Raw genomic sequence first — 16,102 nt, 5'->3', positions numbered from 1 at the left:
GACATGGCCGCGCAGCACGTCCTCGCCATCGACCAGGGCACCACCAGTACCCGCGCGATCGTGTTCGACGCGACCGGCCGTCCGGTGGCCTCGGCGCAGAAGGAACTGCCGCAGATCTTTCCCAAGCCGGGTTGGGTCGAGCACGATCCCGAGGAGATCTGGCGCGCTACGGTCGAGGTCTGTCGCGGCGCGATCGAGCGGGCGAAGCTCGAGGCCCGGGACCTGGCGGGCATCGGCATCACCAACCAGCGCGAGACGACGGTGGTCTGGGATCGCGCCACCGGCAAGCCCGTGCACAACGCCATCGTCTGGCAGGACCGGCGAACCGCCGATTTCTGCGCCGCCCTCAAGAAGGCCGGCCATGAGGAGATGGTCTCCCGGCGCACCGGGCTGCTGCTCGATCCCTATTTCTGCGGCACCAAGATCGCCTGGATCCTGAACAACGTGCCTGGGGCACGGAATGCGGCGGAGAAGGGCGCGCTGGCGGCCGGTACGATCGAAAGCTTCCTGCTGTGGCGCTTCACCGGCGGCAAGGTGCATGCGAGCGACGCCACCAACGCCAGCCGCACGCTGCTGCTCGATATTCGCAAGGGAACGTGGGACAGCGATCTTGCCCGGCTGCTGGGCGTGCCGTTGTCGATGCTGCCGACGGTCGTGGACTGCGCCGGCGAGTTCGGGGTCGCGGACCGCGAGATCCTGGGTGCACCGGTGCCGATCCTGGGCATGGCCGGCGATCAACAGGCGGCGACAGTCGGCCAGGCCTGCACCAAGCCCGGCATGGTGAAGGCGACCTACGGCACGGGATGCTTCGCGCTCCTCAATACCGGTACGCTCGCGCTTCATTCCAGCCATCGGCTGCTCAGCACCATCGCCTATCAGCTCGACGGCCGTCGTACCTACGCGCTGGAAGGCAGCATCTTCATCGCCGGCGCCGCCGTGCAATGGCTGCGTGACGGCCTCAAGCTCATCCGGGAGTCTGCCGAGATCGAGGCGATGGCCCGGCAGGCGCGCGACGGCCATGGTGTCTATATGGTGCCGGCCTTCGTCGGCCTCGGGGCGCCTTACTGGGATGCCGATGCCCGCGGCGCGCTGCTCGGCCTCACGCGCGACACCGGTCCGGCCGAGATCGCGGCCGCCACGCTCGACTCGGTCTGCTACCAGACTCGCGACCTGATCGAGGCGATGCGCGGCGACGGCGCGCAGATCGACGAATTGCGCGTCGATGGCGGCATGGTCGTGAACGACGGGCTGATGCAGCGCCTAGCCGATACGGTCGGCACGCCGGTGGAGCGGCCCAAGGTGATCGAAACTACAGCGCTGGGTGCGGCTTTCCTGGCTGGCCTGCAGGCCGGCCTGTGGCCATCGCTCGACGCGCTCTCGAAGAGCTGGGCGCTCGACCGAGCGTTCAGACCGTATGAAGACGCCGCGTCGCGCGATCGCCGCTATACCGGCTGGCAGAACGCTGTGCGAAGAGTCCGCAGCGTGTAGCGGTTGTGCGCGCGGTGTGGATTGACACCGCTCGTGATCTTGATGAGCATCAATTGCATCAAAATGATTGCGCGACGTCGCAATCGGGCATGAGGTGCTTTGCGGCATGAAGACAGTCCGACTCACGCAGCAAGGGATCGTCTTCGCCATCTTCGTTCTGCTGTTTGCCGGCTTTTCGATCTTCCTGCCGGGCTTCCCGACCACCGACAACATGCTGACGCTCCTGCAGAACGTCGCGGTGCTGGGGATCCTGGGGCTGGCCATGGCGCTGGTGGTCATCGGCCGCGGGATCGATCTATCGCTGATCGCCGCCCTCGCGGTTCCCTCCGGTCTGCTGTTGCAGCTCGTCCAGGACGGCGATTCGTTCTCCCATGCCTTGCTGATGGCAGCCCTGCTCACGCTTGCCTTCGGGCTCTTCAATGGCTGGCTGATCGCCTATGCCGAGGTGCCGTCGATCTTCGCCACCCTCGCCACCGGCCTGTTTCTCGCCGGTCTGGGCCAGACCGCGCTGTTCAAGCTCGACGTCGTGCAATGGAGCCCGGGCCTCGCCGGCTTCGAGAAGCTGGGCCAGGGCAATCTCTTCGGCATCCCGATGCCGATCGTGATGTTCGCCGGCGCCTGCTTCGTGGTCGCCGCCTTCCTGCGGCGCACGCGCTACGGCGCGTTCATCTATGCCATCGGCGATAATCCGTTCGCCGCGCGGGCCTCGGGCCTGCCGACGCGGCCGCTGATCGTGCTGCAATACGTGCTGGCGTCGTTGATCGGCCTGCTGGCCGGGCTGGTTCTCGCGGCTTCCGTCAACAGCATGCCGACCCGCATCTACAACTCGACCATGATCTATGACGTGATCCTGGTGGTCGTGCTGGGCGGCATCGGGCTCGCGGGCGGTCGCGGCGGTGTTCTCAACGTGGTCATCGGCACGTTGCTGATCGGAACCATGCTGAACGGCATGACGATCATGAACATGTCTTATTCCGCACAAAACCTGGTGAAAGGCGTCGTGCTGCTGGCGGCCGTCATCACCGATTCGTTTCTCAATCCGCGCAATGAGGAGACGGCGCAGCAGGGAGATATCTGACCTGCCCGAATCTCGTCTCGAAAATCATAAAACTGGAGGAAACAAAGTCATGATCACGTTGAACGCGAGGCGATGGCTGGCTCGAGCCGCTGCCGCTGCGACCGTCTTGGGCGTCTCGCTTGCGCCGGCTTTTGCCCAGAAGGGGCTCGACGAGCCGTTCCAGGCGCCGTTCAAGAAGGCGCTTGAGGGCAAGACCGTGGGCTACGTGCCGGTGGCGATGAATTTCGATCTCACCGAGGGCTGGTTCGCCGTGCTCAAGCGCCAGCTCGAGCCCTACGGCATGAAGGTGGTGGTGCGCGATCCGAACTGGAGTACCAATGCCGGTGCGCAGGCCGTGACGACGCTGATCTCGGAGAAGCCGGCGGCGATCGTCGTGCATAATCCCGACGTGCAGACCTACGCCAAGCTCCTGCAGCGGGCGGAGAAGGAAGGCATCTTCGTCATCCAGATCAACATGGGTTCGGCCTACCGGACGACCGGTTTCGTGGGCGCGAACTGGATCGAGATCGGCGAGCGCGACACCGAGGCGGTGGTCGACTTCTGCAAGGGCAAGTCGAACAAGATCGCGATCATCCAGGGCGCGCTGTCCGCCGCGGCCAGTGCCTATACGCTGAAGGGCGTGGAGAACGTGCTGGCCAAGCATCCGGAGATCAAGGTGGTCTCGAGCCAGGCGGCCGACTGGGACGCGGCCAAGGCCAAGGCGATCGCCCAGACGGTGCTGAAGCAGAATCCCGATCTGTGCGGCATCGTCGGCTTCTGGGACGGCATGGATATCGGCACCGCGGCGGCGGTGAAGGAGGCCGGTCTCACCGGCAAGGTCTTCGTCGCCACCTCGGGCGGCGGCGAGCAGAAGGGCGCCTGCGATCTCGTGAAGTCCGGCGCCTTCGACCTCGACCTCAGCTACGACGTGCCGACGCAAGGCAGCGACATGGCGGCGCTGATCAAGTGGCTGCTGTCGTCCGACATCAAGCCTGGCTCGGTGAAGGGGTCGGACTATACGACCCTCATTCCCGTCACCAAGGCCAACGCCGACATCGACGGCACCTGCTGGAAGCTCGAGCGGCTGAAGCAGTAGCGGACCTCCGAGATCGGGACCGACTCGAAGTCGGTCCCGATCGTTCGTCGGTGTGGAATTTGGCGTTGTTGCGTCAGCGGGTCGTACGATGAGAGAAGCCGTACTGCGTCTGCGTTATCGGTTCTGGCCGGATCATCTCCTCGGCGAGATCCTGTCCAAGCGGTGGACCGAGACCGCGATTCCGGTGATCGTCCTGTTGCTGGTGGCGATCGCCTTCTCGCAGGCCATCCCGGGCTTTCTATCTCCCAACAGCCTCGCCGACACGGCGCGCCAGGCCGCCGAGATCGGCTTCGTCGTTCTCGGCATGGCGCTGGTGATCGTGGTCGGCGGCATCGACCTGTCGGTCGGGTCTATGTTCGCGCTGACGGACTTCTGCGCTCTGTTCTGCCTCGACGTGCTGAACCTGCCGGTGCCGGCGGTGGTGGCGATCACCGTTGCATTCGGGGCGGCGCTGGGCGCGGTGAACGGCTTCCTGATCGGCTATCTGCGCCTGCGCGCTTTCATCACGACGCTGATCACCCTGATCATCTATCGCTCCGCCTACGATCTTCTGCTGTTCGACTATTCCAACACCATCGCGGCCGCCTTTCCCGACGATGCGCTGTGGGACTTCATGGGCGGCGGTGGCGTGTTCGGCATCCCGAGCGTGGCGCTGCTCTACGCCGCCGTCGCCATCTTCGGCCACATCTTCATGACCCGCCTGCGGCCGGGTTGGCACATCACGGCGATCGGCGGGTCGCGGCGTTCGGCCTACAATTCCGGCATCGCCGTGCGCGGCACCATCGCCCGCTGCTATGCCGCGAGTGGCGCGCTGACGGCGGTGGGGGCGCTGTTCTTCGCGGCGCGACTCGGCACGGTCGGCGGCGATGTCGGCGTCGGGCTGGAGGTGACGGTGCTGACGGCGGCGGTGCTGGGCGGCATCAGCCTGGGCGGCGGTCGCGGCTCGGTGACACGCGCTCTGGTCGGCACGCTGATCGTGCTGCTGATCACCAACGGCCTCACCACGCTGTCGGTGAAGGGCGGCGTCAATCGCATGGTGCTGGCCGGTATCCTTCTCGTCGCGGCCACCATCGACATCCGCTGGCTCAAGAACCGCACCCGCATCATCGCCAAGGTCTATGTCAGCCCGACCTATCATGACATGCCGGCGCTCCCCGGCGCGCGTATCGGCGAAGGTACGCGCTTCGCCCAGAACGACAGGCTGAAGGATGTAACGCTGATCGGGCTCGGCCGCATCGAGGCGCCGGAGGATGTGATCCTCGATCGCCACGACAATCTCTATGCCGGCTCGCGACACGGCGACATCATCCGATTCTTTCCGCCCGACTACGAGAAGATGGAAGTCTATGCCCATATCGGCGGGCAGCCGCTCGGCATGGCATTCGACCGCAACGACAATCTCTATGTCTGCATCGGCGGCATGGGACTCTATCGCATCACGCCGGATCGCAAGGTCGAAAAGGCGACCGACGAGACCAATCGCAGCTTCTCCTCGGTCAACGACGACAGCCGCCTGCGCCTGGCCGACGATCTCGACATCACCGACGATGGCCGCATCTTCTTTTCCGAGGCGACGGTCCGCTACGAGATGCACGAATGGCCGGTCGACGGGCTGGAGGCACGCGGCAACGGCCGGATCATCTGCTACGACCCGGCCACCAATACGACGCGCACGGTGCTGCGCGGGCTCAAGTTCCCCAACGGGATCTGCGTCTCGCGCAACGGCCAGTCGATCCTCTTCGCCGAGACCTGGGGCTGCTGCGTCAAGCGTTACTGGTTCGACGGGCCCAAGAAAGGCCAGGTCGAGATGGTGATGGATAATCTTCCCGGCTTTCCCGACAACATCAACCTGTCGTCGGACGGCAATTACTGGCTCGCCATGGTCGGCATGCGCTCGCCCGCGCTCGACCTCGCCTGGCGCATGCCCGGCTTCCGGCGGCGCATGGCCAAGCGCGTGCCGCTCGACGAGTGGCTGTTCCCCAACATCAATACGGGCTGCGTGATCAAGTTCAGCGAGACGGGCGAGGTGCTGGATACCTACTGGGATCTGGCCGGGGTCAACCATCCCATGATCACCTCGATGCGCGAGCACAGAGGCCATCTCTATCTCGGCGGCATCATGAACAACCGCATCGGTCGTCTGAAGCTCGAAGGCGCCGATCCCGGCTTCGTGCAGTACGACTACCGCTGGGGCAAGAAGCCATGATCGCCGCCCTGAAGAGACTTGGCGATCATGTCCTCGGTCGCGGCGAGGCCGCGATCACGGTGCCGATCTTCGACGGCGCGCTGAAGCCCAACCAGTTGCTCGAGGAAGCCGAGGTCGTTGCCCAGATCGAGGGCGCCAACGATCTGGCGAGCGACGGCAAGCGGCTGCTTGTCGCCGATGGCATGCGGATCGTGGCACTGGCGGGCAACGGAGATGGCACGGAACGGGTACGTTTCGACCGTACCGTGACCGCCCTCTGTGCCCTGCCTGACGGTGGTGTCGCGGTGGCCCTGGACGGTGTCGAGGTTCGCGTCGAAGGCGGGACGAGCGCTGGCGGTCACTGGACGGGGGCGGCCGGCATTCCCTTTCATGCCGTGAATGCGATCGCCTGTGCGCCGGATGGCGCCCTTGTCGTGACCGACGGATCGCAACGCTACGACACGGAACGCTGGGCACACGATCTGATGGATCGGGGAGCGACCGGCCGTGTCGTCCGCCTCGACCGCGGCACAGGTCAGGGGCAGGAACTCGCTCGCCGGCTCGAATATGCCTTTGGCGTCTGTCCTGCCGGAGCCGACATCGTCGTCTCCGAAAGCTGGCGGCATCGCCTTCTTGCGATTGCGCCCGACGGCAGACGACGCGTCGTCCTCGATCGCCTGCCGGTCTATCCGTCGCGGGTGGTGGCGGCGGCGGGAGGAGGTTTCTGGCTCACCGCCTTTGCCGCGCGGACTCAGCTGGTGGAATTCGTGCTGCGCGAGACGACCTTCCGAAGGCGCATGATGAAGGAGATCGCGCCCGAACACTGGATCGCGCCACGCCTGCGCTCGGGCGAGAGCTATCTCGAGCCGATGCAGGGGGCACATCTTCGCACCATGGGCGTGCTGAAGCCGTGGGCGCCGCCACGCTCCTACGGTCTGGTGATCCGCCTGTCGGCCGAGGGGCTGCCGCGCTATTCGCTGCATAGCCGCGTCGACGGCATCAACCATGGCGTCGTGGCCGCGACGGAAGTCGGTGATTTTCTCTATCTCCTGGCCAAGGGGCCAGGCCGTGTGCTGCGCCTGCCCCTGGCCGCTCTCGAGAAGGAGGCCCGGGCATGACCGCACCGATCCTCGAACTGCGCCAGGCGACGAAGCTCTATGGCGGCGTGCCGGCGATCGACGGCGTCGATTTCAGCCTGGCGAATGGAGAGATCCACGCTCTGGTGGGCGAGAACGGCGCCGGCAAATCGACGCTGACCAAGGTCATGGCGGGGGTCGTGACCCTCACCTCGGGCACGATGTCGGTCAACGGCAAGGAGGTATCGCCGCGTACGCCTCTGGAGGCCCGCCAGCTCGGTATCGCCATGGTGTTCCAGGAGAACAGCCTGGTGCCCTCCATGACGGTGGCGCAGAACCTCTTCCTCGGGCAGGAGAAGTTCTACAATCGCCTGCGTGGCATCTATATCGCCGCCCAGCAGTTCCTCCAGTCGCTCAACTTCGACGTCACGCCGACGGCAACCGTCGCCCAGCTCGGCGCCGCGAAGAAGCAGATGGTCGAGATCGCCCGCGCCGTCCTGCACGAGGCCAAGGTCATCATCTTCGACGAGCCGACGGCGACGCTGACGCCGGAGGAGAAGAAATACTTCTTCGACCTCATGCGCGAGCTCAAGCGGCGGGGCGTGTCGATCATCTTCATCTCGCACGCGCTCGAGGAGGCGCTGCAGATCTCCGATCGCATCACCGTGCTGCGCGACGGCAAGCATGTCGTCACGGACGAGACGAAGAACTTCGATCGCGCCCGCATCATCCAGGCCATGGTCGGGCGCGACCTCTCCAAAACCCTCTATGCCGAGCGCAAGTCGAGCGTCCGGCCGCCGAAGGAGCGAGTGCTCACGGTCGAGAACCTGCGCATGGCGCCGATGGTGAAGAACAATTCGCTGTCTGTCTTCGCCGGGCAGGTGACCGGCGTGTTCGGGCTGGTGGGCTCGGGCCGCACCGAGACCTTCAAGATCGTGTCCGGCATCCTGAAGCGCGATTTCTTCCATGGCGGGGAGATCGTCCTCAACGGCCGTCCGGTACGCTATCTGACGCCAGCGCCGGCGGTGCGGGACGGCATCGCCTACATCACCGAGGATCGCAAGGTCGAGGGCTTCTTCGAGACCATGTCGATCGCGCGCAACATCTACATCGGACTGCTGGCCAAGCTCGGCGCCAAGCGTCCGCTCGTCTTCAACAAGGAGGCCGAAGCGGTCGGCAAGCAATGGGTGCAGGCGCTCAATGTCCGCGCCATCGGCCAGGATGTGAAGGTGGTCGAGCTGTCCGGCGGCAACCAGCAGAAGATCGTCATCGCCAAGTCGCTGGTCCAGAAGCCCGGGCTGATCATCTTCGACGAGCCCACCCGCGGCGTCGATGTCGGCGCGATTGCCGAAATCCATCAGCTCATCGACCGGCTGGCCGAGGAGGGCAATGCGGTCGTGATGATCTCCTCCTACCTGCCCGAGATCCTGGCCCGATCTGATCGCATCCTGGTCTGCCGCCAGGGCAAGGTGGTCGAGGAGTTCTCGGCCCATGAGGCGACCGAGGAGAAGATCATGTACGCCGCGATCCATTGAGGATTGCGCCGGATCGAGCGGGGCGACGGACGACTTGCCGCTTCGAGGGGCCGACATTAGGTTGCGCCCCGCCATGCAGAAACGCCCCAATCCCGTCTATTGCGCCATCGACACCGTCGATCTTCCCCTGGCCGCCAGGCTGATCCGGTCGGTGGCGGGCAGCGCGACCCCGACGGTCGGCGGCATCAAGCTGGGGCTGGAATTCTTCCTGGCGCATGGCGCGCCGGGCGTGCGCTACGCCTTCCCCGCGCCGGTGCGGGCCACCGGCACCGGCTTCTTCCTCGATCTCAAGCTGCACGACATCCCCAATACGGTGGCTGGCGGCATCCGCGCGGTGATGGAGCTCGAGCCGACCTACATCACGATCCACACCGCTGGGGGCGCTGCCATGATGAAGGCGGCCGCCGAGACGGCGGCGGCGGAGGCGGCACGGCTCGGCATCTCCCGGCCGAAGCTGCTGGGCGTCACCGTCCTGACGTCGCTCGACAAGTCGGATCTCGAGGCTGTTGGAGTCCCGTCCGATCCCGGCCAGCAGGTGCTGCGTCTGGCGGCCCTGGCCCGGGCCAGCGGGCTCGACGGCGTGATCTGCTCGCCGCTCGAGATCGCGGCACTGCGTCGGGAGTGTGGTGGGGACTTCGTGCTGATGGTGCCGGGTATCCGGCCGGCCGGCGCGGCCACTGGCGACCAGAAGCGCGTCCTGACGCCTGCGGAGGCCGTTGCGCTCGGCGCCACCCATCTCGTGATCGGTCGGCCGATCACGGAGGCGGCCGATCCGGCCGTGGCGGCCCAGGCGATCGCGCGGGATCTCGGCGCCCTGTGATCGCGATGGGGATCGAAGCCAAGATCTGCGGATTGTCGACTCCGGAGGCCGTCGATGCGGCGGTGGCCTTCGGTGCCCGCTGGGTCGGCTTCGTGACCTATCCGCGCTCGCCGCGCCATCTCTCGACCGAGACGATGCGTGCGCTGGGCGCCAGAGTGCCCGGCAGCGTGGGCCGCGTCGGCCTGTTCGTCGATCCGGACGATGCGTTGCTCGACGAGAAGCTCGCCACCGGCGCCCTCGACCTGCTTCAACTCCATGGCAGCGAGACACCGGAGCGAGTGGCGGCAATCCGCCAACGCACGGGCAAGCCGGTCATGAAGGCGATCAAGGTCGCGCAGGCGGCTGACGTCGAGCGTGGCATTGCCGCCTATGCCGGCATCGTCGACCGGCTGATGTTCGACGCGGCCGAAGGGACGCTGCCGGGAGGCAACGCCACGTCGTTCGACTGGACGATCCTGTCCGGCCGGACGGTGCCGGTGCCGTGGTTCCTGGCAGGCGGTCTCACGCCCGACAATGTCGCCGAAGCGGTGCGCGTCACCGGAGCACCGGCCGTCGACGTTTCCTCTGGCGTCGAATCCAGTCGCGGTGTCAAATCGATCGAACTGATCCGCGCCTTTCTCGACCGCGTAAAGGCGCTTTGAGGAGAACGCATGAAAACCGAACAGCGGCTGAAGGAATTGGGGATCGCTCTGGCGCCCGCGACCTCGCCGATGGCCAACTATGTCAACGCCGTACGGACCGGCAATCTCCTCTATCTGGCCGGCAAGGGCCCGGGGCTGCCCGGCAAGCCGCTGCCCGTCGGCAAGGTCGGGCGCGACATGACCGTCGAGCAGGCCTATGGCCATGCGCGCGAGACCGGGCTCAATCTGATCGCCGTGATGAAGGCCGAACTGGGCGACCTCGACCGCGTGAAGCGGATCGTCAAAGTGCTGGGCATGGTGAATGCGACCCCGGACTTCGGCCAGCATCCCGAAGTGATCAACGGCTGCTCGGACCTCCTGGTCGAGGTTTTTGGTGAGCGCGGCAAGCATGCCCGGTCGGCGGTCGGGCTGGGATCCCTGCCGCGCGGCATTCCGGTCGAGATCGAGGTGATCGTCGAGGTCGAGGATAGGCCGGCCCCGGCCCCCGCGCGGGCAGCGGCCAAGCCTGCACCCAAGCGCAAATCGGCCCCCAAAGCCAAGAACAAGGCCCAGAAGAAGTCGGCCCGGAAAAAGAAGAGCTAGGCCTCGCCACTCCTCCGCATTTTGACCGACCACGGTTGGGACTGCTAAGTCCGCCCGTCCCGACAGGAACCGCCATGGCATCGACACGCAACAGTTTCCGTACCGGCCCCGACGATCGCGGCCATTTCGGCATTTTCGGCGGCCGCTATGTCGCCGAGACCCTGATGCCGCTGATCCTTGAATTGGAGGAGGCCTACAACGCGGCCAAGGCGGATCCCCAGTTCCAGGGCGAGCTCAAGTATCTCCTGACCCAGTATGGCGGACGGCCGAGCCCGCTCTATTTCGCAGAACGCCTGACGCGCCATCTCGGCGGTGCCAAGGTCTATCTTAAGCGCGAAGAGCTGAACCATACCGGCAGCCACAAGATCAACAACGTGCTGGGCCAGGTCCTGCTTGCCAAGCGCATGGGCAAGACGCGCGTGATCGCCGAAACCGGCGCGGGCCAGCATGGCGTTGCCACGGCGACGGCCTGTGCGCTGTTCGACATTCCCTGCGTGGTGTTCATGGGCGCCGTCGACGTCGACCGTCAGGCGCCGAACGTCGCGCGCATGAACATGCTCGGCGCCGAGGTGCGTGCCGTCAAAGCCGGTTCGGCGACGCTCAAGGATGCGATGAACGAGGCGATGCGCGACTGGGTCGCCACCTGCGAGACGACTTTCTACTGCATCGGCACCGTTGCCGGTCCGCACCCGTACCCGACGATGGTGCGCGATTTCCAATGCGTGATCGGCGACGAGGTCCGCAAGCAGATGATGGAAGCCGAAGGCCGGCTGCCCGATACGCTAGTGGCCTGCATCGGCGGTGGCTCGAACGCGATGGGCCTGTTCCATCCCTTCCTCGACGATCCGACAGTGCGCATCGTCGGCGTCGAAGCGGGCGGCAAGGGGCTCGAGAGCGGTGAGCACGCAGCGTCCCTGCTGGGTGGTCGTCCCGGCGTGCTGCACGGCAACCTCACTTATCTGCTGCAGGACAAGGAAGGTCAGATCACCGAGGCGCATTCGATCTCGGCCGGCCTCGATTATCCCGGCATCGGCCCCGAACATTCCTGGCTGAAGGAGCAGGGGCGCGTCGAATACGTCTCCGCCACCGACGAGGAGGCGCTCGAAGCCTTCCAGCGTCTGTGCAAGCTCGAAGGCATCATTCCCGCGCTCGAATCGGCGCATGCGCTGGCGCATGTCTTCAAGCTCGCACCGACCTTGGCCAAGGACAATCTGCTGGTGATGAATCTGTCTGGCCGCGGCGACAAGGACGTGCCGCAGGTGGCCCAGCGCCTCGGGATGAAGGTCTGATCATGAGCCGTATTGCCAAACGCTTCGCCGCCCTCAAGGCCGACAAGCGCGCCGGGCTCGTGACCTATGTCACCGCGGGCGATCCCGATCCGGGATTGAGCTACCAGATTCTCAAGGGTCTGCCTGCTGCGGGCGCCGATCTCATCGAACTCGGCATGCCGTTCACCGATCCCATGGCCGACGGCCCATCGATTCAGCTCGCGGGTCAGCGCGCACTGAAGGCGGGTATCACGGTCGATGCGACGTTCGACATGGTCCGCCGCTTCCGCAAGGAAACCGGCGACAACGAAACGCCGATCCTGCTGATGGGTTATTACAACCTCGTGTATCAGCGCGGCGCCGAGCGCTTCTGCAAGGAAGCGGCCCAGGCCGGGATCGACGGGTTCATCCTGGTCGACCTGCCACCCGAAGAGGCCGACCAGCTCAAGCCTTATGCGCAGGCAGCGGGCATCGACACGGTACTGCTGACGGCACCGACTACCGACGACAAGCGCTTGCCTGCGGTTCTCAAATACGCTTCCGGCTTTGTCTATTTCGTTTCGGTGCTCGGCATCACCGGCACCAAGTCGGCGCCTGAAGAAGCGGTGCGAACGCATGTCGAGCGCATCAAGCGTCATACGCCGCTGCCCGTCGGCGTCGGCTTCGGCATCAAGACACCGGATCAGGCCGCTGCGGTGGCGCGTCATGCCGACGCGGCTGTCGTCGGCTCCGCCATTGTCGACCGCGTGAAAGCCGGTCTGGATGACAAGGGAACGCCGAAGCCCGACCTGCTTCCCGGTGTGTTCGCCTACGTCAAAGCGCTCGCCGATGGCGTGCGCGGTGTGCGCAAGACTTAGCGCTTTCGTCTGCTTTTGTGATCCTTTTATGAGAGCGCGGACCGGCCATTGTATGGCCGGATTCGCGCTCCCATATGCGCGCCTGGAAGAAGCAAGCAAGGAGAGACGCAATGCAGCGATCCGCGCAGGAACACCAAGCCAGGCTTCACCAACTTTATTCTGCTGCGTTGGATCTTCTCGATAGACAAAACCGCGAACCCGATCGCTGGGAGGAGGAATGTCTCTCCTATGCGCTCGGTGCGATGGCATGCGGTCTTTATCCGGCGGCGGAAGTGGAGCTTGCCGCATTCTCCCGTCCTGTCGCGGAGCGGCCGCATGACGAGGTATCGCTCCTGGAGAAGAAGCCGAGTCGCTTCACCAAGGAAATGCTGCGTCACGGACTCGATTATGTGATGCAACGCAACCGCGAGACGCAGACGCACAATGAAGCGATGCCGATGCCGGTCGCCGGCCATCTGGCTGTACGCACCTTCCTCGGCGCATCGCTCTGACCTTCAAGGAATTGGATCGGATTCTCGCCGCACGGCGGCACGACAAGGTGCCGCCGTCGATCGCCGGATTGGATCGAACGGCTTAAGACCCTACTGGCGTCTGCTCGTCTTCGAACAGAAGGTCGGCGACGAACGGGTTGGTCTTGCGCTCCCAGCCGAACGTCGAGGTCTGGCCGTGGCCGGGGACGAAACTGACATCGTCGCCCAGCGGCCAGAGGCGCTGACGAATCGATTGCAGCAGCTGGTCGTGATTGCCGCGCGGGAAATCGGTGCGGCCGATCGAGCCCCGGAACAGGACATCGCCGACGAAGGCGATCTTGGCCGGCTTGTTGACGAAGACGACATGACCCGGCGTGTGGCCGGGGCAATGCACCACATCGAGGGTGAGATTGCCCAACGCGACCGTGTCGCCCTGCTCGAGCCAGCGGTCCGGTACGAACGGCTTGTAGGCCGGGAAGTTGTACTTCCGGCCTGACTCGGGCAGCGCCTCGATCAGAAACAGATCGTCCTTGTGCGGACCCTCGATCTCGACGCCGTAATGCTCGGCCATCGTGCCGGCGGCCGAGGCGTGATCGACATGGCCGTGGGTCAGCAGGACCTTGGTGATCTTGATGCCCTGCTCGGCGATGGCCTGCTTCAACATGTCGAAGTCCCCGCCCGGATCGACGGCGGTCCCCTCCATGGTCTCGGAACACCAGACGAGGGAGCAGTTCTGCTGGAACGGCGTGACGGGGGCGATCATGACTTTGATCATGTCCCCATCTAATGCCTCCTGCGGGCCGACGGAAGGGCGTATGCTGCCGGCCCCTGTTACGATGCAAATGCAATGAATTCACGACTTCTGGTCGGACTGATCGGCCTCTTGGCCCTCGCTTCCTTCCCGGCGGCTGCGCAATTCACGCAGGTCGTCTCGCCCAGCGGCCCTGTTACGGCGGGTCCTTATCTGATCGCCGATGCCCAGACCGGCGAAACCCTGCTGCAAAGCAATGCCGGCGCGGCCTGGTATCCGGCGTCCCTCACCAAGCTGATGACGATCTATGTTGTCTTCCAGGACCTCAAGGCCGGCCGATTGACGCTGCAGACGCCGGTGCCGTTCTCCCAGCATGCGGCCAGCATGGAACCGTCCAAGCTCGGCGTGCCGCCGGGACAGTCGATCACCGTGGAGCAGGCGCTCGAGGTGCTGGTCGCCTTTTCCGCCAACGATGTCGCAGCCGCCCTGGCCGAACGCGTCAGCGGTTCGGAACCCGCCTTCGCGCAGCGCATGACGCAGGTGGCCGCACAGCTCGGCATGACGGCGACCACGTTCGGCAATGCCAATGGCCTGCCCAATCCGCAGAACCAGACTACCGCTCGCGACCTGGCTATCCTCGGCATCGCGCTCGCCAAGGATTTTCCCGAATATTACGGTTACTTCCAGACACGCGACTTCGTGTACGGAAACAGGCATATCGGCCACGGCGTGAAGTTCGTCGAGATGTATGCGCCCTATGCCGATGGCCTGAAGACCGGCTTCATCTGCGCCTCGGGATTCAATCTGGTCGGCAGTGCAATTCGCGACGGACGCCGGCTGGTCGGCGTGGCGCTGGGCTTCCGCCGTGCCGATCTGCGCGACGAGTTCCTGGTCCGGCTGTTCGACGACGCCTACAAGCTCAAGACGGCCGGGGGCCGGCCCAAGGTCTGGCAGTTGCGCAACGAAGGCGGGACGCCGCCTCATGTCTTCGATCGCGGCGATTGCGGCACCATCCGCTACGACATGCCGGGCGATGCGGCCTGGCTCGGCACCTATGGCGACTGGGGATCCGCACGGCGCGTGTATGATCGTGGGCAGGCCGATCTCGCGATGCTGGGCGTCGCTCATCCGGGCAAGGAGTACATTTTGCCTGTCACGATCAACAAGGTGACGCGGCAGGCCGCCATTATCGCCGATCTCGAGCCGGGAGCCGCGCAGAAGCTCTGCGACTGGTATCGGGCCAAGAAGCTGTTCTGCGAAGTCAGGAAACCCCAGGATTTTGCGGCACCCTTCAGCGGATTCTGGCACTGAACGAAGGCGTTCCTTCCCCGAGACGGGGAGGGGCGGGACTGCTATACCGCAGGCCATGAACTGGCTGACCAATTTCGTCCGGCCCAAGCTGCGCGCCTTGGTGTCGCGCAAGAGTGCGCCGGAGAATCTTTGGCTGAAATGTCCCAAGTGCGAGCAGATGCTGTTCGCGCGCGATTGGGAGGCGAACCAGCAGGTTTGCACCCATTGCGGTCATCACATGCGCCTGCGGCCGATGAAGCGGCTGCCGCATCTGTTCGACGAGGGCAAGTTCGAGCTCCATCCGCTGCCGAAGGTGACGGCGGATCCGCTGAAGTTCCGCGATACCAAGCGCTATGACGCCCGCCTCAAGGAGGCGCAGAGCAAGGCCGAGGGCACTACCGATGCCCTGGTCGTGGCTACCGGCCTGTTGGGCAGCCGCCTGACCGTCGTCGCCGCGCTCGATTTCGGTTTCATGGGCGGGTCGATGGGCACGGCAGTCGGCGAAGGCCTGGTGATGGCGGCCGACCTCGCGGTTGCGCGCAAGGCGCCGCTGATCGTCTTCTCGGCATCGGGCGGCGCGCGCATGCAGGAGGGCATCCTGTCGCTGATGCAGCTCACGCGCACCACCATTGCCGTGCGTCGCGTCAAGGAAGCGGGCCTGCCCTACATCGTGGTTCTGACCGATCCCACGACCGGCGGCGTCTCGGCCTCGTTCGCGATGCTGGGCGATGTGCATCTGGCCGAGCCCGACGCGATTATCGGCTTCGCGGGCCCGCGCGTGATCCAGGACACGATCCGCCAGGAATTGCCGCCGGGCTTCCAGCGCTCGGAATATCTGCTCGAACACGGTATGGTCGATGCCGTCGTGCACCGCCACAAGATGCGTGAGACCTTGATCCGGCTGGTTTCGCTGCTGATGGATCCGCTGGTGGTCGAGAGCCGAAGCCTCACCGTCGCGGGCGGCTGAGCCGGCACCGGAGCAGACA

15 protein-coding genes are annotated in these 16,102 nt (G+C 65.2%); 14 read left to right on the top strand and 1 reads right to left on the bottom strand.

Annotation, left to right across the window (positions count from 1 at the left end):
- Positions 1–3: 3 nt before the first annotated feature.
- The 12 genes from glpK (at position 4) to B5D62_RS25785 (ending at position 13,096) form a co-directional block, all read left to right on the top strand.
- Entirely contained in the window at positions 4–1,488 is a 1,485-nt protein-coding gene (gene glpK / locus B5D62_RS25840; RefSeq protein ID WP_139374095.1) for a glycerol kinase GlpK, read from the top strand.
- A gap of 106 nt (positions 1,489–1,594) precedes the next feature.
- Entirely contained in the window at positions 1,595–2,566 is a 972-nt protein-coding gene (locus tag B5D62_RS25835; protein WP_085936935.1) for an ABC transporter permease, read from the top strand.
- A gap of 49 nt (positions 2,567–2,615) precedes the next feature.
- Positions 2,616–3,641 (top strand): sugar ABC transporter substrate-binding protein, encoded by a 1,026-nt coding sequence (locus tag B5D62_RS25830; protein ID WP_085936934.1) that lies wholly within the window; start codon positions 2,616–2,618, stop codon positions 3,639–3,641.
- Positions 3,642–3,729: 88 nt separating this feature from the next.
- Complete coding sequence (locus B5D62_RS25825) at positions 3,730–5,847, top strand: ABC transporter permease (RefSeq protein ID WP_085936933.1); 2,118 nt, start codon at positions 3,730–3,732, stop codon at positions 5,845–5,847.
- Positions 5,844–6,944, top strand: coding sequence for an SMP-30/gluconolactonase/LRE family protein (locus B5D62_RS25820; RefSeq protein ID WP_085936932.1), 1,101 nt, complete (start codon positions 5,844–5,846; stop codon positions 6,942–6,944). The genes B5D62_RS25825 and B5D62_RS25820 overlap by 4 nt, the downstream gene beginning before the upstream one ends.
- Positions 6,941–8,437, top strand: coding sequence for a sugar ABC transporter ATP-binding protein (locus B5D62_RS25815; protein ID WP_085936931.1), 1,497 nt, complete (start codon positions 6,941–6,943; stop codon positions 8,435–8,437). The genes B5D62_RS25820 and B5D62_RS25815 overlap by 4 nt, the downstream gene beginning before the upstream one ends.
- Positions 8,438–8,510: 73 nt before the next feature.
- The gene (gene pyrF / locus B5D62_RS25810) at positions 8,511–9,257 is read left to right on the top strand and encodes an orotidine-5'-phosphate decarboxylase (RefSeq protein WP_085936930.1); all 747 of its coding nucleotides are present in this window, start codon (positions 8,511–8,513) and stop codon (positions 9,255–9,257) included.
- Positions 9,258–9,262: 5 nt separating this feature from the next.
- Entirely contained in the window at positions 9,263–9,898 is a 636-nt protein-coding gene (locus B5D62_RS25805; protein ID WP_085937036.1) for a phosphoribosylanthranilate isomerase, read from the top strand.
- Positions 9,899–9,907: 9 nt separating this feature from the next.
- Complete coding sequence (locus tag B5D62_RS25800) at positions 9,908–10,480, top strand: RidA family protein (protein ID WP_085936929.1); 573 nt, start codon at positions 9,908–9,910, stop codon at positions 10,478–10,480.
- Positions 10,481–10,554: 74 nt separating this feature from the next.
- Complete coding sequence (trpB, locus tag B5D62_RS25795; RefSeq protein ID WP_085936928.1) at positions 10,555–11,769, top strand: tryptophan synthase subunit beta; 1,215 nt, start codon at positions 10,555–10,557, stop codon at positions 11,767–11,769.
- Positions 11,769–12,605: a tryptophan synthase subunit alpha gene (trpA, locus tag B5D62_RS25790; protein WP_085937035.1), complete on the top strand. Its 837-nt coding sequence runs from the start codon at positions 11,769–11,771 to the stop codon at positions 12,603–12,605. The genes trpB and trpA overlap by 1 nt, the downstream gene beginning before the upstream one ends.
- 74 nt (positions 12,606–12,679) lie before the next feature.
- Complete coding sequence (locus B5D62_RS25785; protein ID WP_139374094.1) at positions 12,680–13,096, top strand: hypothetical protein; 417 nt, start codon at positions 12,680–12,682, stop codon at positions 13,094–13,096.
- A gap of 82 nt (positions 13,097–13,178) precedes the next feature.
- On the opposite strand, the gene B5D62_RS25780 is transcribed toward B5D62_RS25785, so the two are convergent.
- The gene (locus tag B5D62_RS25780; protein WP_269435128.1) at positions 13,179–13,850 is read right to left on the bottom strand and encodes an MBL fold metallo-hydrolase; all 672 of its coding nucleotides are present in this window, start codon (positions 13,848–13,850) and stop codon (positions 13,179–13,181) included.
- 72 nt (positions 13,851–13,922) lie between these two features.
- On the opposite strand from B5D62_RS25780, the gene B5D62_RS25775 reads away from it, so the two are divergent.
- Positions 13,923–15,137: a D-alanyl-D-alanine carboxypeptidase family protein gene (locus tag B5D62_RS25775; protein ID WP_085936926.1), complete on the top strand. Its 1,215-nt coding sequence runs from the start codon at positions 13,923–13,925 to the stop codon at positions 15,135–15,137.
- A gap of 55 nt (positions 15,138–15,192) precedes the next feature.
- The gene (accD, locus tag B5D62_RS25770) at positions 15,193–16,083 is read left to right on the top strand and encodes an acetyl-CoA carboxylase, carboxyltransferase subunit beta (RefSeq protein ID WP_085936925.1); all 891 of its coding nucleotides are present in this window, start codon (positions 15,193–15,195) and stop codon (positions 16,081–16,083) included.
- The last annotated feature ends 19 nt before the right edge of the window (positions 16,084–16,102 follow it).

Origin of the sequence: Enhydrobacter aerosaccus, from assembly GCF_900167455.1 — a bacterium.
GTDB lineage: Bacteria > Pseudomonadota > Alphaproteobacteria > Reyranellales > Reyranellaceae > Reyranella > Reyranella aerosaccus.
Note: the sequence above shows the minus strand (reverse complement) of the source record. Positions and strands in the feature narration are given on the sequence as shown.

What these genes read in the sequence shown, in the direction of transcription:
- B5D62_RS25775 (WP_085936926.1), top strand. Translation starts at nt 13,923, where the DNA reads ATGAATTCACGACTTCTGGTCGGACTGATCGGCCTCTTGGCCCTCGCT.
- glpK (WP_139374095.1), top strand. Translation starts at nt 4, where the DNA reads ATGGCCGCGCAGCACGTCCTCGCCATCGACCAGGGCACCACCAGTACC.
- B5D62_RS25780 (WP_269435128.1), bottom strand. Translation starts at nt 13,850, where the DNA reads ATGATCAAAGTCATGATCGCCCCCGTCACGCCGTTCCAGCAGAACTGC.
- B5D62_RS25825 (WP_085936933.1), top strand. Translation starts at nt 3,730, where the DNA reads ATGAGAGAAGCCGTACTGCGTCTGCGTTATCGGTTCTGGCCGGATCAT.
- pyrF (WP_085936930.1), top strand. Translation starts at nt 8,511, where the DNA reads ATGCAGAAACGCCCCAATCCCGTCTATTGCGCCATCGACACCGTCGAT.
- B5D62_RS25800 (WP_085936929.1), top strand. Translation starts at nt 9,908, where the DNA reads ATGAAAACCGAACAGCGGCTGAAGGAATTGGGGATCGCTCTGGCGCCC.
- B5D62_RS25820 (WP_085936932.1), top strand. Translation starts at nt 5,844, where the DNA reads ATGATCGCCGCCCTGAAGAGACTTGGCGATCATGTCCTCGGTCGCGGC.
- trpB (WP_085936928.1), top strand. Translation starts at nt 10,555, where the DNA reads ATGGCATCGACACGCAACAGTTTCCGTACCGGCCCCGACGATCGCGGC.
- B5D62_RS25815 (WP_085936931.1), top strand. Translation starts at nt 6,941, where the DNA reads ATGACCGCACCGATCCTCGAACTGCGCCAGGCGACGAAGCTCTATGGC.
- accD (WP_085936925.1), top strand. Translation starts at nt 15,193, where the DNA reads ATGAACTGGCTGACCAATTTCGTCCGGCCCAAGCTGCGCGCCTTGGTG.
- B5D62_RS25830 (WP_085936934.1), top strand. Translation starts at nt 2,616, where the DNA reads ATGATCACGTTGAACGCGAGGCGATGGCTGGCTCGAGCCGCTGCCGCT.
- B5D62_RS25805 (WP_085937036.1), top strand. Translation starts at nt 9,263, where the DNA reads ATGGGGATCGAAGCCAAGATCTGCGGATTGTCGACTCCGGAGGCCGTC.
- B5D62_RS25785 (WP_139374094.1), top strand. Translation starts at nt 12,680, where the DNA reads ATGCGCGCCTGGAAGAAGCAAGCAAGGAGAGACGCAATGCAGCGATCC.
- B5D62_RS25835 (WP_085936935.1), top strand. Translation starts at nt 1,595, where the DNA reads ATGAAGACAGTCCGACTCACGCAGCAAGGGATCGTCTTCGCCATCTTC.